The 14,426-nt window shown below is 63.8% G+C and carries 14 protein-coding genes; 11 read left to right on the top strand and 3 right to left on the bottom strand.

Annotated features, from left to right (window positions below; all coding sequences use genetic code 11):
* Nucleotides 1-323: 323 nt before the first annotated feature.
* Complete coding sequence (locus FGL95_RS01160) at nt 324-1,616, top strand: HNH endonuclease signature motif containing protein (RefSeq protein ID WP_169584346.1); 1,293 nt, start codon at nt 324-326, stop codon at nt 1,614-1,616.
* A 78-nt stretch (nt 1,617-1,694) separates the two neighbouring features.
* Here FGL95_RS01160 and FGL95_RS01155 read toward each other — a convergent pair whose 3' ends face one another.
* Nucleotides 1,695-2,168 carry a flavodoxin family protein gene (locus FGL95_RS01155; protein ID WP_169584345.1) on the bottom strand — a complete coding sequence of 158 codons (474 nt, stop codon included), beginning with the start codon at nt 2,166-2,168 and terminating at the stop codon, nt 1,695-1,697.
* A gap of 167 nt (nt 2,169-2,335) precedes the next feature.
* On the opposite strand from FGL95_RS01155, the gene ruvC reads away from it, so the two are divergent.
* The 10 genes from ruvC to FGL95_RS01105 all read left to right on the top strand — a co-directional run bounded on the left by ruvC (nt 2,336) and on the right by FGL95_RS01105 (nt 12,838).
* The gene (ruvC, locus tag FGL95_RS01150; protein WP_169584344.1) at nt 2,336-2,908 is read left to right on the top strand and encodes a crossover junction endodeoxyribonuclease RuvC; all 573 of its coding nucleotides are present in this window, start codon (nt 2,336-2,338) and stop codon (nt 2,906-2,908) included.
* Complete coding sequence (ruvA, locus tag FGL95_RS01145; RefSeq protein WP_169584343.1) at nt 2,905-3,510, top strand: Holliday junction branch migration protein RuvA; 606 nt, start codon at nt 2,905-2,907, stop codon at nt 3,508-3,510. The genes ruvC and ruvA overlap by 4 nt, the downstream gene beginning before the upstream one ends.
* Nucleotides 3,507-4,577: a Holliday junction branch migration DNA helicase RuvB gene (ruvB, locus tag FGL95_RS01140; RefSeq protein ID WP_169584342.1), complete on the top strand. Its 1,071-nt coding sequence runs from the start codon at nt 3,507-3,509 to the stop codon at nt 4,575-4,577. Before ruvA ends, ruvB begins: the two co-directional genes overlap by 4 nt.
* 9 nt (nt 4,578-4,586) lie before the next feature.
* On the top strand, nt 4,587-4,763 hold the full coding sequence (locus FGL95_RS01135) for a hypothetical protein (RefSeq protein WP_169584341.1): 177 nt from the start codon (nt 4,587-4,589) through the stop codon (nt 4,761-4,763).
* A gap of 96 nt (nt 4,764-4,859) precedes the next feature.
* Nucleotides 4,860-5,240: a preprotein translocase subunit YajC gene (gene yajC / locus FGL95_RS01130; RefSeq protein WP_169584340.1), complete on the top strand. Its 381-nt coding sequence runs from the start codon at nt 4,860-4,862 to the stop codon at nt 5,238-5,240.
* Between the two features lie 78 nt (nt 5,241-5,318).
* Entirely contained in the window at nt 5,319-6,980 is a 1,662-nt protein-coding gene (gene secD, locus FGL95_RS01125; RefSeq protein ID WP_420838003.1) for a protein translocase subunit SecD, read from the top strand.
* Nucleotide 6,981: 1 nt separating this feature from the next.
* A complete protein-coding gene (gene secF / locus FGL95_RS01120) occupies nt 6,982-8,154 on the top strand; it encodes a protein translocase subunit SecF (RefSeq protein WP_169584339.1) in 1,173 nt (390 codons plus the stop codon).
* A 1-nt stretch (nt 8,155) separates the two neighbouring features.
* Nucleotides 8,156-9,865: an ABC transporter substrate-binding protein gene (locus FGL95_RS01115; protein WP_169584338.1), complete on the top strand. Its 1,710-nt coding sequence runs from the start codon at nt 8,156-8,158 to the stop codon at nt 9,863-9,865.
* Entirely contained in the window at nt 9,862-10,416 is a 555-nt protein-coding gene (locus FGL95_RS01110; RefSeq protein WP_169584337.1) for an adenine phosphoribosyltransferase, read from the top strand. The genes FGL95_RS01115 and FGL95_RS01110 overlap by 4 nt, the downstream gene beginning before the upstream one ends.
* Before the next feature lie 55 nt (nt 10,417-10,471).
* Nucleotides 10,472-12,838, top strand: a complete 2,367-nt coding sequence (locus FGL95_RS01105) for a RelA/SpoT family protein (protein WP_169584336.1) — start codon at nt 10,472-10,474, stop codon at nt 12,836-12,838.
* On the opposite strand, the gene FGL95_RS01100 is transcribed toward FGL95_RS01105, so the two are convergent.
* Together FGL95_RS01100 and FGL95_RS01095 are read right to left on the bottom strand one after the other, a co-directional pair.
* Nucleotides 12,835-13,569, bottom strand: coding sequence for a peptidylprolyl isomerase (locus FGL95_RS01100; RefSeq protein ID WP_169584335.1), 735 nt, complete (start codon nt 13,567-13,569; stop codon nt 12,835-12,837). The genes FGL95_RS01105 and FGL95_RS01100 overlap by 4 nt on opposite strands.
* Entirely contained in the window at nt 13,569-14,354 is a 786-nt protein-coding gene (locus tag FGL95_RS01095; protein WP_169584334.1) for a peptidylprolyl isomerase, read from the bottom strand. The genes FGL95_RS01100 and FGL95_RS01095 overlap by 1 nt, the downstream gene beginning before the upstream one ends.
* Nucleotides 14,355-14,426 lie beyond the last annotated feature (72 nt).

Here is a 14,426-nt window from a genome sequence, read left to right as displayed (position 1 = left end):
GGCACTCGGCGCGAACAGCCGCCTACCGTGGCACCGGGTCCTACCGGCCGTCGCGCATCGAGCGCATAGGAATGGTCGCTCGGCGGCAAGGATTTGCCGCCATTTCTATGCGCTCGGCGCGGGCGGCCGAATGTGCTTTCACTGCGGAAATCCGGCCCTGCTTTGAGCACTGACGGCACACTCGGCTGGCAAGTCTCGTAACTGTGCGTGAGTTTTACCCCTCCAGGGGCCAAACTCACGCACAGTTGGAGTGGGGTCGATACCCGTATCTAGCTGCACAAATAACCCTTGACTCGCACATACGTGCTACGTAAAATAAGAGCATGGGGTTGGGGGAGGTTCTCGAAGCGATCGACACGCTCGACACAGTCGAACCGTGGCGCTACACCACCACCCAGTTGATGGATGTGCTCCCGGAACTGTCCGGAGCAATCCACACGTTGGAAGCGATGCGGGTCGCGTTGGTCGCCGAACTCGACAAACACGGTGTCCCCGGAGGGCTCGGAGCCACCTCGACGGCGACCTGGTTGGCCAACCGCACCTCACTCTCGCCCGGGGAGTCGAACCGGATCCTCACACTCGGGGTCGCGTTGGATGCCCACCCCGACATCGCCGCGGCGTATCAGGCGAAGCTGATCAACGCCGACGCGGCGCGGTTGATCGTGGCGTTCCTGGAAAAACCGCCACCCGGGATGCCGGTGGAAGCGGTGGACTCGGTGCGGGCGTTTCTGCTCGACGCCGCCAAACCTGGTGATCTGCGGGAGTTGCGGGTGCATATTTCGCGGTTGCGGGAAACGTTCGAGGCCGACGACACCCCGGCCAGTGAGGACACCGACCGCAACGAGTTCTACGCCTCCACCACACTCAACGGGCGGATGGCGGTCAAAGGGGACTTCGACGCCGAAACCGGGGAAATGCTGTTGGCGGCGTTGTCACCGTTGTCGACACCACGACCGTCGGATGCGGCAGGTCCGGACGACCGGACCGCGGCGCAGCGGCGGGCGGACGGGTTCACCGAGATTTTGCGTCGCTACCTCGACTCCGGCGCTAGTCCCGACGACGGTGGCGAACGACCACACCTGCATCTGCACATCCAGGCCAATGATTTAGCTGGTCAAGAACCCGCGACGGTGTCCGATGAGCCGGACAATGCGTATTTCTTCGACTTGTTCGGCAAGACCGGTGTGGGGCGGATGCCGTGGATGGGTGCGACGAGCATCGAAGGAGCGCGGCGAATTGCCTGCGATTCTGTGGTGCATCCGATCGTGATGGATGAAAATGGCTCCCCGCTGAATCTGGGGCGCAGTGTGCGGACGGCGAACCGGAAACTCCGCCGCGCTCTCGCCTCCCGCGACGGTGGGTGCGCGTTCCGGGGCTGCGGACGCCCGGCGGCGTGGTGCGACGCGCACCATATTCAGCATTGGGTCGACGGCGGCCCAACGGATCTGGACAACCTGGTGCTGCTGTGCCGGTTCCACCACCGCCTGATCCACCACAGTGAATGGGAGGTCGTGATGGGCCGAGACCGGCACCCCTGGTTCATCCCACCCGCCAGGATCGATCCGTTGCGAAGACCCATCGCGGCACACGGCCGCGCGAATCCGCAAGCGGCGTAACACAACTACATAACCACAGGCTCTGCATCGGACCACCAACCGATGCAGAGCCTGCGTGCGTTCAGCGGGTTGAGCCACTCAGGAAGTGGCACCGATCCGCGAGCGCAGGCTCTGAGCGAATGTGCGTGCTGCGTCGAGGTCGGCGGCATCCGGGTGTCCTTTCCGAATGCCCCCGACGACCTTCAAAGGAAACCAGGTGTCGAAGCCGCGGCACGAGAAGGTGTCGAGCACGTCGAAGCCCTTGGTCTCGAGTTGCCGGGTGAACGAGCGGAGGTAGCGCCGGAATCGTGGTTCGGGAAATCCGCTCGTGTTGAACACGAATGCGTTGCCCCGTTGCTCTCGGGGCAGCGCATCGGCGAAGGCGCGCAACCGGGGATGCAACGCCATGTTGAAGACGCCTGAGCCGAAGCCGACGAGGTCGAAGCCGACAAGATCTGCGGGGTCGATCTCGTCGGGGTCGACGACTCGCGCATCGAGTACCCGGCCGATGACGTCGGCGACGCGCCTCGTGTTCCCGTGCGATACGGACGTGCAGACGATGATGGCTTTCATGGGGTTCCCCTTCGCTTGTCGATCCGGACAGCTCCAAGACACCGCTCGCGGGAAAATCGTGACACCGCTCGACAGGCGCCGGTTGCCCGACGTGTCGCTTCGGCATTTTGTCGGCCCTGACCGCTAAGCTCTCGAACAGCTGTTCGTAATGGTTGAGGGGAGTTCGCGTGCGGGTAATGGGTGTCGACCCAGGGCTCACGAGGTGCGGGCTCAGCCTGATCGAGACGGGCAAAGGCCGCACGGTCACGGCGCTGGATGTCGATGTCGTCCGCACGCCGGCAGACATGGAATTGGCGCAACGGTTGCTCATGATTGCCGATGCCGCGGAATATTGGATGGACACCCATAAGCCGAACGCGGTCGCGATCGAGCGCGTGTTTTCCCAGCTCAACGTGCGCACGGCGATGGGAACTGCTCAAGCGGGCGGTGTGGTTGCGCTGGCGGCTGCGCGGCGGGGGATCCCAGTCGCGTTTCATACGCCGAGCCAGGTCAAGTCAGCAGTGACCGGCAACGGCGCCGCAGACAAGAACCAGGTGACGACGATGGTCACTCGCATCCTTGGTTTGCAGGTCAAGCCAACCCCTGCCGACGCTGCGGACGCACTTGCCTTGGCGATCTGCCATTGCTGGCGTGCCCCGATGTTGGAGCGCATGGCGCAAGCGGAAGCTGCTGCGCTGGAACAGAAGAAGCGTTACGAAGCCAAGGTGGCTCAGGTTCGAAAGGAGGCGCGGGTCAGGTGATTGCATCCGTCCGAGGTGAAGTGCTCGAAATTGCTCTCGATCATGTGGTGATCGAGGCTTCTGGCGTCGGCTACCGACTCAACGCGACTCCGTCGACCCTCGCGACCTTGCGTCGCGGCGAAGAGGCCCGGCTCGTGACGGCGATGATCGTTCGCGAAGACTCGATGACGCTGTTCGGGTTCGCCGACACCGAATCGCGCGACCTGTTCGGCCTCCTGCAGACCGTGTCGGGCGTCGGCCCGAGGCTGGCGATGGCAGTGCTTGCGGTTCTCGAACCGGAGGCCTTGCGGAAGGCGCTCGCGGAGGGCAATCACACTGCGCTCATGCGCGTGCCGGGCATCGGCAAGCGCGGCGCAGAGCGGTTGGTCGTCGAACTGCGCGACAAGGTCGAAGCTGTCCCTGTGCATGCCGGACCCGCGGGTTCGGTTGCGCCGGTGGCGACAGGTCCGGTTCGCGACCATATTGTCGAAGCGCTCACCGGGCTCGGGTTCCCCGCGAAACAGGCTGAGCAGGCAACGGATTCGGTGCTGGCTGCCGATCCCGACGCGACCACAGCTTCAGCGCTCAGGTCTGCGCTGTCGCTGCTAGGTAGGAATCGATGACTGTGACCGACGATGAATCGCAGGTCACGCCAAGCTATTTGACGTCCGATGGCGATGTCGATGCCAGCTTGCGGCCGAAGTCGTTGCACGACTTCATCGGTCAGCCAAGGGTTCGTGAACAGCTTCAACTGGTTCTCCATGGAGCGAAGGGGCGGGGGAGCACGCCCGACCACATTCTGCTGTCCGGGCCGCCAGGCCTCGGCAAGACCAGCATGGCAATGATCATCGCGGCCGAACTCGGGACCGCACTTCGACTCACCTCCGGCCCCGCGCTCGAACGTGCGGGCGACCTCGCCGCCATGCTGAGCAACTTGGTCGAAGGCGACGTCCTATTCATCGACGAAATTCATCGAATCGCTCGTCCTGCCGAGGAGATGCTCTATCTCGCGATGGAGGATTTCCGGGTCGACGTCGTGGTCGGCAAGGGGCCGGGGGCAACGTCGATTCCGTTGGAGGTTGCTCCGTTTACCCTCGTAGGGGCGACGACGCGGTCTGGTGCGTTGACCGGTCCGCTGCGCGACCGTTTCGGCTTCACCGCACATATGGACTTCTACGATCGCGGCGAACTGCAGCAGATCCTTGCGCGGTCGGCCCGAATTCTCGGTGCGAGGCTGGGGGAGGACGCGGCGAAGGAGATCGCGGGGCGCTCACGAGGTACGCCGCGTATCGCGAACCGCTTGCTGCGACGAGTGCGCGACTATGCCGAGGTCCGCGAAGACGGAGTCATCACCAAGGCGGTCGCACAGGCTGCGTTGGCGGTCTACGACGTCGACAGGCTCGGTCTGGACCGGCTGGACCGCTCGGTGTTGAGCGCGCTCGTCCGCAGCTTCGGTGGCGGCCCTGTCGGTGTCTCGACCCTTGCGGTGGCGGTCGGTGAGGAACCGGCGACCGTCGAAGAGGTGTGCGAGCCCTTCCTGGTCCGCGCGGGAATGATCGCGCGGACGCCGCGTGGTCGGGTCGCGACGGCGGCGGCCTGGGAGCACCTGGGCCTGGTACCACCGCCCGACCTCGCGATCGGCGGTATAGAGGTCCGGGCGAACGAGCCGCAAATGGGCTTGTTCGAATAGAATTTCGTTGTGGTGAACGACGAGGCCGAGGGCGCTCCTGACGTGCGGGCGAAGTGGCGCAAGCTACCCGACGAACCCGCGTATCTCGTCGAAGAAACGGTGCGCGAGCATGGTTATTCGACCAATTCGATGCCCGGGACCGACGCTGAAGCAGAGTGGATTCTCAAGTACGGCCTCGGCGGCTGAGGGTCATCGAGCTCGCTCATGGCAGACTGGGGTACTGCCCTGGCTTAGAGCTGGGGTAAAGCCATGTTCCCAAACGCCTGAGGACTGACATCCGCGATGGAATACCTATTTCCACTGTTGCTCGTTGCTTTGTTGGTTCCGATGTTCCTCGCAATGCGTCGGCAGAAGCGCGAGATGCAAAGCACAGCCGAGATGCAGGCCCTGTTGACTGTGGGCAACCGCGTGCTGATGACCTGTGGAGTGCAGGGAATCATCGTCGAGGTTGACGCTGACACGGTTGACGTCGAAATTGCAGTCGACGTTGTGACCACCTGGTCGCGTGCCGCGGTCAAAGAGGTCATCGAGGAAGACGCCTACGGCGACGAGTCGAGCGACACCGCCGCAACAGAGGCGACTGACACCGTTGTGAAGGACGCCGCGGACGCCACCGATCAAGACACATCAGCCGGATCCGAACCGCGGCTCAACAAGGACTGACTGCCGTCGCGCGGGCTGCACGCTCGGCGCTAGGCATCGTTCGTCGCGGCAACACGCTATCGAGGAGATAAACCGACTGTGGCTTCTTCCCAGGGATCGGCGCGTCCTGGACCTGCGCTAATGATCTTCGCAGCGATGGTTGCGCTGGTCTACTTGCTCATCTTCTTCACTGGAAGCAAATCGGCGACGCCGAAGCTCGGCATCGATCTGCAGGGCGGCACCAGGGTCACCCTGACCGCCCGGACCCCCGATGGCAGCAAGCCGAGCCAGGATTCGCTGAAACAGGCGCAGGAGATCATCGAGGATCGCGTCAACGGCCTCGGTGTCGCGGGGTCCGAGGTGCTCATCGATGGCGACAACCTGGTGATCACTGTTCCGGGTAAGGACAGCTCGCAGGCGCGCACCCTCGGCCAGACCGCGCGGCTCTACATTCGGCCGGTCCTTCCGACGCCGAGCGCAAGCCCCGATCTTTCGTCCATTCCGGGTTTGACGCCGCCAGCCGCACAGAATCGGCCGTTCCCGGCGCAAGATCCTCCGACTCCGACGCCGGCGCCGCCCAACACCGAGACGCCTGCACCGAATCAGCAGCCGACTCCGACGCCACAGCCGAACCCCAATCTGAGCCCCGCCGAGAAGGCGAGGCAGGAGATCGAGGCCGCCATCGCGTTGCGCCAGAGTTCGGACCCGGCGATCCAAGCGAAGGCGATGGCCGAGCTCGATTGCAACAAACCCGACCCGCTGGCAGGCAACGACAAGCCAGAACTACCGCTCGTCACCTGCGGTGAAGGCGGCGAGAAGCTGCTGCTGGACAAAACGCTCATCGACGGTCAGGAAATCAACGACGCGCAGTTCGCTTTCGACACGAACTCGTCGCAGAACGTCGTCAACATCACGTTCAAGTCGGGCGGTAGCGAGACCTGGGCGAAGTTCACCAGGGAGAACATCGGCAAGCGCGCGGCCTTCACCCTCGACACCCGCGTCGTCAGTGCGCCGACGATTCGGGGCGCCACGCCTGCGGGCAGCACGACGCAGGTCACCGGAAACTTCACGGCCACCGCCGCGAAGGCGCTGGCGAACACGCTGAAATACGGCTCGCTGCCGCTGTCGTTCTCGCAGTCGGAGGCCGAAACAGTCTCGGCGACACTGGGACTCGCGTCGCTACGGTCCGGTCTGCTCGCGGGCGCGATCGGCCTGATCGTCGTGTTGCTCTACTGCCTCATCTACTACCGAATGCTCGGCATTCTCACCGCTTTGTCGTTGGTGCTGTCCGGCGTCATGGTGTACGGGATCCTGGTGCTGCTCGGGCGCTATATCAACTTCACTCTCGACCTTGCAGGCATCGCTGGTTTGATCATCGGTATCGGTATGACTGCCGACTCGTTCGTGGTGTTCTTCGAACGAATTAAGGACGAAATGCGAGAAGGGCGAAGTTTCCGCTCTGCCGTACCGAGAGGGTGGGTGCGGGCGCGGCGGACAATTCTGTCCGGCAACGCGGTGAGCTTGATTTCGTCTGTTGTGCTGTACATCCTCGCCGTCGGGCAGGTCAAAGGCTTCGCGTTCACCCTCGGTCTGACGACACTGCTCGATATCGCAGTCGTCTTCCTGGTGACCTGGCCGCTGGTGTCTTTGGCGTCACGGTCGGCGTTCTGGTCCAAGCCCTCGGTCAACGGTCTCGGCGCCGTTCAACAGGTCGCCAAGGAGCGCAGGGCTGTGGCCGGCGCGACTGCGAAGGGAATCTGACATGGCCGACAACGCAATCGACGACTCGGTCGTCGACCAGACTTCACTTCCCAAGCACGGGTTTCTCTCCAGGCTGTACACCGGTACTGGGGCCTTCGAGATCGTCGGTCGCCGCAAGTTCTACTACGCACTCACCGGCGCCATCGTCCTGATCTCGTTGCTCAGCATCGTTTTCCGCGGCTTCACCCTCGGCATCGACTTCGAGGGCGGCTCGAAAATCCAACTGCCAGCAGTCGACGGCGTGAGTACGACCCAGGTCGAGGATGTCTACGCGGAAACGATCGGCACTGATCCCGTTTCCGTCCAGACCGTCGGGTCGGGCGCGGCGAAATCGTTCGAGATCCGCTCGGAAGCGCTGGACAGCGAGCAGGTCAACAAACTGACCGACGCGCTGTTCGCCAAGTTCCAGCCGAAGGACAAAGACGGCAACCCGAGCCGCAACGAGATCAGCAACTCCGATGTGAGCGAGACCTGGGGTAGCCAGATCACCAAGAAGGCGCTGATTGCCCTTGGGGTGTTCCTGGTCCTTGTGACGCTGTACATCGCGATCCGCTTCGAGCGAGACATGGCCCTCGCGGCCCTTGCGGCGCTGTTCTTCGATATGAGCGTGACCGCTGGGGTGTATTCGATCGTCGGCTTCGAAATGACGCCGGCGACGATCATCGGCTTGCTGACGATCCTCGGTTTCTCGCTGTACGACTCCGTCGTCGTGTTCGACAAGGTCGAGGAGAACACGCGCGGTGTGCTGCATCTGACGAAGCGGACCTATGCCGAGCAAGCGAACCTCGCGATCAACCAGACCCTGATGCGATCGATCAATACGACTCTCATCGGCGTGCTGCCGGTTATCGGATTGATCGTGATTGCGGTGTGGCTTCTCGGTGTCGGCACGTTGAAGGATCTAGCCTTGGTCCAACTCGTCGGCATGATCGTCGGCGCGTATTCGTCGATCTTCTTCGCGACGCCGTTGCTGGTGTCGATTAAGGAGCGCTGGGGTCCAGTGGCTGCACACACCAAGAAGGTGCTCGCTCGTCGGGAGACCGGCGGGACGACGACGCGGACTCCCGCGGTCGCATCGGGCGTCGTGTCGACGGTGAAGGCAACACCCGTAGCGCCGCACACGCCGAAACCGGGGGCCAGACCTACGGGAAAGCGGCAAAAGAAGAGGCACTGACATGCGCATTCCGGTAGTCGGTGCGGTGGTCGTCGGTGTGCTCGCAGCGGGTGCACTGACGAGTTGTTCCAGCAACACTCAGGTTCCGTCGATCGGCTACGCGGTCGACAACCCCATCACCACCTACAACGGGAACACCTCGCAAGGTGCGTACAGTGCTGCGCCGCAAGCGTTTCCGCGAGTACTGACCGGAATGACGTATACGGCGCCCTTCGGGCAGTCGGTGGCGGACACCGATTTCGGCACCGCCAGCGTGGTGCCGGGCGAGACGTTGACGATCCAGTATCGGCTCAACAGTGCGGGTGTCTACTCCGACGGCGTGCCGACCACATGCGAGGATCTCGCGCTGACGTGGGCTGCGCGCAGTGGAAAGTTCACGCGTAACGACGACCGTGGCAACACGGTCCCGCTCTTCGATGCCGCAGACACGGCTGGCTACGCCGATATCGAGCGGGTCGATTGCCAGCCTGGGTCGAAGGACGCGACGGTCGTGTTTCGGCCGGGCCGCGGTTTCGCCAATTGGAAGACGCTCTTTTCAGCGACCGAAGTGATGCCGTCCCACGTTGCTGCCCGCGTGGCGAATGTTCCGAACATCGAGTCGGTGCTGCAGTCGGGCGATGCCGAAGCCCTCGCCAGAATCGCTGACTTCTGGAACAACGGGTGGAAGCTCGCTCCCGGCGACCTCGACCTCTCGCTGTTCCCGTCCTCAGGGCCGTACCGCATCGAATCCTTCAGCGAGGACGACGGTTTGGTGTTGGTCGCCAACGAACGGTGGTGGGGCGAAAAGCCTGCGACGCCGCGGATTGCGATCTTCGGCAAGCGCGCCGACATGAAGGACAAGATCGATTCCGGTGCGGTCGAGGTGGTCGATCTGGGCGCCAAGTCGGTGCAGGACCTGCAGTTGTCGGGATTCACCGCCGTCAACGATCCGTCCCGCAGTGTCGAGCAACTGGTGCTCTCGACCCAGGGCGTTTTCGCATCCGTCGACGCCCGGCGAGCATTCGCGTCGTGCGTGCCACGGCAGAAGCTGTTCGACGAGGTCGGGCATCCGGATTACAACCGCTCGCAGGGTCCAGGGTCCGGGGTGTCGAACTCGCGCATCGTCCAGTCCGACACGCTGATCTACCCGACGGTCGCTGCGACCGAGGCGGGCAAGTACCCGGGCGGCGACGTCCCAGCCGCGCAGGCAGCACTGACCGCGTCCGGCGTGACCGCGCCGACGATTCGGATCGGCTACATCGCTCCCGACGAGCGAAGGGCGCAGACCGTGCGGCTGATCACCGAGGCGTGCGCGCCCGCTGGGATCACGGTGCAGGACGTCTCGTCGCCGGACTTCAATGCAACGGCGTTGCGGGACGATCAGGTCGACGCAGTTCTCGCAGGCATCGGTTCTGTGAGCGGTCCGGCGGGGTCGGCGCTCAACACCGACGCACTGATCGCGTTGCGCGGCGGTTCCGGCACGAACTACGGCCGGTTCGACAATCCGCGCTTCAACCAGATCGTGGACAACCTGCTGTCCGACGGCAACGACAACACTCAGTTGCGGCTGTCGGTCGACGGGGAGTCGTTGCTGTGGAGTGAAATGCCATCGATCCCGCTCTTCGATCAGCCTCGCACGACCGCCTTCGCCGACGGTCTGGGTGGGGGCATCAAGAATCTCTCGAAGGCTGGGGCGGGCTGGAACATGGACCGTTGGGTCCTGCGGAAATGACGGAATCGCCTGCAGCGTCGGCCGCCGCGGCTGCGGTGAGCCGCCTTACTCGGTGGGCTGACGACTTCCCGGTTGCCGGGGTCAGATTCGCCGACCTCACTCCGGTTTTCGCCGAAGCAACAGGGTTCGCCGCGGTTGTCGATGCCCTCGCCGAAATCGGTCCCGATGCCGACGTTATTGCCGGAATCGACGCCAGAGGCTTTCTGTTGGGCGGGGGAGTGGCGAACGCACGAGGTTGCGGGCTGCTTGCTGTACGTAAGGGCGGCAAATTGCCGCCGCCGGTCCTGTCGCGCGAATACGATCTCGAATACGGCACCGCGCGCCTCGAACTCCCTGCAGACGGTCTGGATCTTCGCGGCCGACGGGTGCTGATAATCGACGACGTTCTGGCGACCGGTGGCACCCTCGCTGCCGCTGCCGAGCTCGTGATTGCCGCAGGCGCCACCGTCGTCGCCACGGCGGTCGTGCTGGAGCTGAGCTTCCTCGGCGGGCGCGGCAAAGTTGCAGAGGCGTCCGGAATGGCACCGCTGACGGCGCTGTTGCAACTCTGAGGATTAGAGTTGAACAAACGGTGTCTACACCGTGGTGGATGAGGAGGTGACTTCCGTGACTCAGCATCTCGACAATGCGCAAGTCGAAGGCTCGAAACTCGAGGCGGACGCCGCTGCCGCGCCAGTTCCCGCCGCCGAGCCGGTCGCGCCTGCGCCCGTTCCTACTTCGGCGTCGCGACGGGTTCGTGCTCGTCTCGCGCGTCGCATCACCGCGCAGCGGCACACCGCGGTCACCCCGGAGCTCGAACCGCTCGTCGCCGTCCACAAGGAGCTGTACCCGAAGGCGAATCTTTCGCTGTTGCAGCGTGCCTACGATGTTGCTGCTGAACGGCACGCGGACCAGATGCGCAAGTCCGGCGATCCGTACATCACGCACCCGCTCGCTGTGGCGTCCATCCTGGCCGAGCTCGGTATGGATACGACCACGTTGGTCGCAGCGTTGCTGCACGACACGGTCGAAGACACCGGATACTCGCTCGCCCAGCTGACAGACGATTTCGGCGACGAGGTCGCCCATCTGGTCGACGGTGTCACCAAGCTGGACAAGGTCAACCTGGGCAACGCGGCCGAGGCCGAGACGATTCGCAAGATGATCATCGCAATGGCGCGTGATCCTCGAGTGCTCGTCATCAAGGTTGCCGACCGGTTGCACAATATGCGAACCATGCGGTTCCTCTCGCCCGAGAAGCAGGCAAAGAAGGCGAAGGAAACCCTCGAAGTCATTGCGCCGCTTGCCCATCGGCTCGGAATGGCGACCGTCAAGTGGGAGCTCGAGGATCTGTCGTTCGCGATCCTGCACCCCAAGAAGTACGAAGAGATCGTGCGCCTCGTCGCCGACCGCGCACCGTCGCGCGACATCTACCTCGCGGCCGTTCGCACCGAGATCAACGCAACGCTCGCCGCGTCGCGGATCAATGCGGTGGTGGAGGGCAGGCCCAAGCACTACTGGTCGATCTATCAGAAGATGATCGTCAAAGGCCGCGACTTCGACGACATACATGACCTGGTCGGCGTGCGGATCCTGTGCGACGAGATCCGCGACTGCTATGCGGCCGTCGGCGTCGTGCACTCGCTGTGGCAGCCGATGGCGCAGCGGTTCAAGGATTACATTGCGCAGCCTCGCTACGGCGTCTACCAGTCGTTGCACACCACGGTCGTCGGGCCCGAGGGTAAGCCGCTCGAGGTCCAGATCCGGACCACCGACATGCACCGGACCGCCGAGTTCGGCATCGCCGCGCACTGGCGGTACAAGGAGCTGCGTGGCAAGGATGCTGCCAAGCACGCTGATATCGCCGAAGTCGACGACATGGCGTGGATGCGGCAGCTGCTCGACTGGCAGCGGGAGGCCGCCGATCCGGGTGAGTTCCTCGAGTCGTTGCGCTACGACCTCGCGGTCAAGGAAATCTTCGTGTTCACCCCGAAGGGCGATGTCATCACGCTGCCCGCGGGGTCGACGCCCGTCGATTTCGCCTACGCGGTCCACACCGAGGTGGGGCACCGATGTATCGGTGCCCGGGTGAACGGTCGATTGGTCGCACTCGAACGTGAGCTGGAGAACGGCGAAGCAGTCGAGGTGTTCACCTCGAAGGCAGCCAATGCAGGCCCGAGCCGGGACTGGCAGACGTTCGTCGTCTCGCCGCGGGCAAAGGCCAAGATTCGGCAGTGGTTCGCGAAGGAACGCCGCGAAGAAGCACTCGAGGCAGGCAAGGATGCGATCGGCAAGGAGGTCCGCCGCGTCGGACTTCCGCTGCAGCGCTTGATGAATGCCGAATCCATGGCTGCCATCGCGCACGAACTTCGCTATGCCGACGTCTCGGCTCTCTACACCGCGATCGGCGAGCGCAACGTCTCCGCCCAGCATGTTGTCCAGCGGCTCGTCGCCCAGCTCGGCGGCGAGGGTGACGTCGAGGAAGAGCTTGCCGAGCGGTCGACGCCGTCGAATCCGCCTGTTCGTTCACGTCCCACCGGTGACGCGGGCATCCTGATCCCCGGAGCGCCTGGCACAGTCGCGAAACTCGCGAAGTGTTGTACGCCCGTCCCCGGCGACGAAATTCTCGGCTTCGTCACTCGCGGCGGCGCGGTCAGCGTGCACCGCACAGACTGTACGAACGCGGGCTCGCTTCGTGAACAGGAAGAACGGATCATCGAGGTCGAGTGGGCGCCGTCGCCGTCCTCGGTATTCCTCGTTGCCATCCAGATCGAAGCGCTCGATCGGCATAGGTTGCTGTCCGACGTCACCAAGGTCCTCGCCGACGAGCGCGTCAACATCCTGTCGGCGTCGGTGACGACGTCAGGTGATCGAGTCGCCATCTCCAAGTTCACCTTCGAGATGGGCGACCCGAAACACCTCGGTCACGTGCTGAACGTCGTCCGCAACGTCGAAGGCGTCTACGACGTCTACCGCGTGACCTCCGCTGCTTAGGCGATCGTTACGGTCTTGATCTCGACGCCTGACTTGGGCTTGCCGTCGGTCGGACCGCGCTGGCCGGCAACGATTCCTTCAGCCGCGATCTTGTCGAGCGTTTGCAGGCCTTCGTCGTCGATGGTGCCGAAGATCGTGTAGTCCGGCGGCAACGTCGAATTGGCGTACACGAGGAAGAACTGGCTTCCGTTGGTGTCGGGTCCGGCGTTGGCCATCGCCAGGGTGCCGCGCTTGTAGTTGGCGGTGACGGTTGCCGTCGGGTCCTTCGGGATCGGGTATTCGTCGCCGAACGAGTAGCCCGGACCGCCGCTACCGGTGCCCGACGGATCGCCGCACTGCAGGACCGAGAGAGACTCGGCCGCGGTTAGGCGGTGGCACGGCGTCGAGTTGTAGTAGCCCTGTTTTGCGAGGCTGATGAAGCTGTGGACCGTGCAAGGCGCCTTGGCAGCGTCGAAGGTGAGGCCGATGTTGCCTTGGCTCGTCTCGATCGTCGCGGTCGCGGTCTTTTCGCTCGCATCAGGGTTGGCCGACGGCGGTTGCACCGGCTTCGACGCCTTTTCGGAATCTGCCGGGTACTCGCATTCGCCCTTTTCAGCGGCGGCGCTGGTGGTGGCGCTCGTCGGGGCCTTCGTGGACGTCTTGTCGGCGACGCTGGACGACTTGTCGTCGTCGCCGCAGGCCGCGGTGGCGAGCACGCCGAGACACGCCAGTGCAATCACAAGTTTGCGCATCAGTTCTTCACCACGGTCTTCACGTCCACCGGCAGCACAGGCTTGCCGTCTTCTGGTCCACGGTCACCGGGAGTGATGCCGCCTGCTGCGATCTTGTCCAAGGTCTGCAAGCCCGCTTCGTCGATGGTGCCGAATTTCGTGTAGTCCGGCGGCAGATCGGTATCGCCGAAGACGAGGAAGAACTGGCTCCCATTCGTGTCGGGACCGGCGTTCGCCATCGCGAGGGTGCCGCGCTTGTAGTCACCGACAACCATCGCGGTCGGATCCTTCGAGATCGGGTATTCGTCCGCGAAGCTGTAGCCGGGGCCGCCTGCGCCGGTGCCGCTCGGATCGCCGCATTGCAGGACCTTCAATTGCGCGGAGTTGGTCAGGCGGTGGCACGTCGTGCCGTCGAAGTAGTTCTGCTTCACCAAGCTGAGGAAGCTGTTCACCGTGCAGGGCGACTTGGAGTTGTCCAGGACGAGGCCGATGGGCCCTTGACTGGTATCCATCGTCACGTCATAGGTGTCGTCACTCTTCTTCACACCATCGGTGCTGGGCGGGTCGACCTTCTTCGCGGCGGGCTGGCTGGGCGGGCTCGCGGGGTATTCACACTTGACCGCGACACTGCCATCGCTCTTGGTCAACACGTACACGAGGGCGCCACCGGCTACGACAGCGACGACCGCCAGAATCGAACCTGCAATCGTGAGCTGCTTCCGCTTACGCGCTCGTTGGGCGCGTCGCGTGAGCTGGCGCTCCAACTTGCGCTTCGCCGCTTCACGTCGCTGTTCATTCGTGGGCACTCTTGTTGTCCTCCAATGCGCAGAATATGTCCAGACCGAGGTTAGAGTCTGCCATCCGTACCTGAGACGAGG

Origin of the sequence: Antrihabitans stalactiti (genome assembly GCF_012932915.1) — a bacterium.
GTDB lineage: Bacteria > Actinomycetota > Actinomycetes > Mycobacteriales > Mycobacteriaceae > Antrihabitans > Antrihabitans stalactiti.
The sequence above is the reverse complement of the archived record's forward strand: the minus strand, read 5'-3'. Positions and strand labels throughout refer to the sequence as shown.

Bases quoted from the DNA above. Each gene is read 5' to 3' on its own strand.
- FGL95_RS01160 (WP_169584346.1), top strand. From the start codon at position 324: ATGGGGTTGGGGGAGGTTCTCGAAGCGATCGACACGCTCGACACAGTC.
- FGL95_RS01155 (WP_169584345.1), bottom strand. From the start codon at position 2,168: ATGAAAGCCATCATCGTCTGCACGTCCGTATCGCACGGGAACACGAGG.
- ruvB (WP_169584342.1), top strand. From the start codon at position 3,507: ATGACTGTGACCGACGATGAATCGCAGGTCACGCCAAGCTATTTGACG.
- yajC (WP_169584340.1), top strand. From the start codon at position 4,860: ATGGAATACCTATTTCCACTGTTGCTCGTTGCTTTGTTGGTTCCGATG.
- secF (WP_169584339.1), top strand. From the start codon at position 6,982: ATGGCCGACAACGCAATCGACGACTCGGTCGTCGACCAGACTTCACTT.
- FGL95_RS01115 (WP_169584338.1), top strand. From the start codon at position 8,156: ATGCGCATTCCGGTAGTCGGTGCGGTGGTCGTCGGTGTGCTCGCAGCG.
- FGL95_RS01110 (WP_169584337.1), top strand. From the start codon at position 9,862: ATGACGGAATCGCCTGCAGCGTCGGCCGCCGCGGCTGCGGTGAGCCGC.
- FGL95_RS01100 (WP_169584335.1), bottom strand. From the start codon at position 13,569: ATGCGCAAACTTGTGATTGCACTGGCGTGTCTCGGCGTGCTCGCCACC.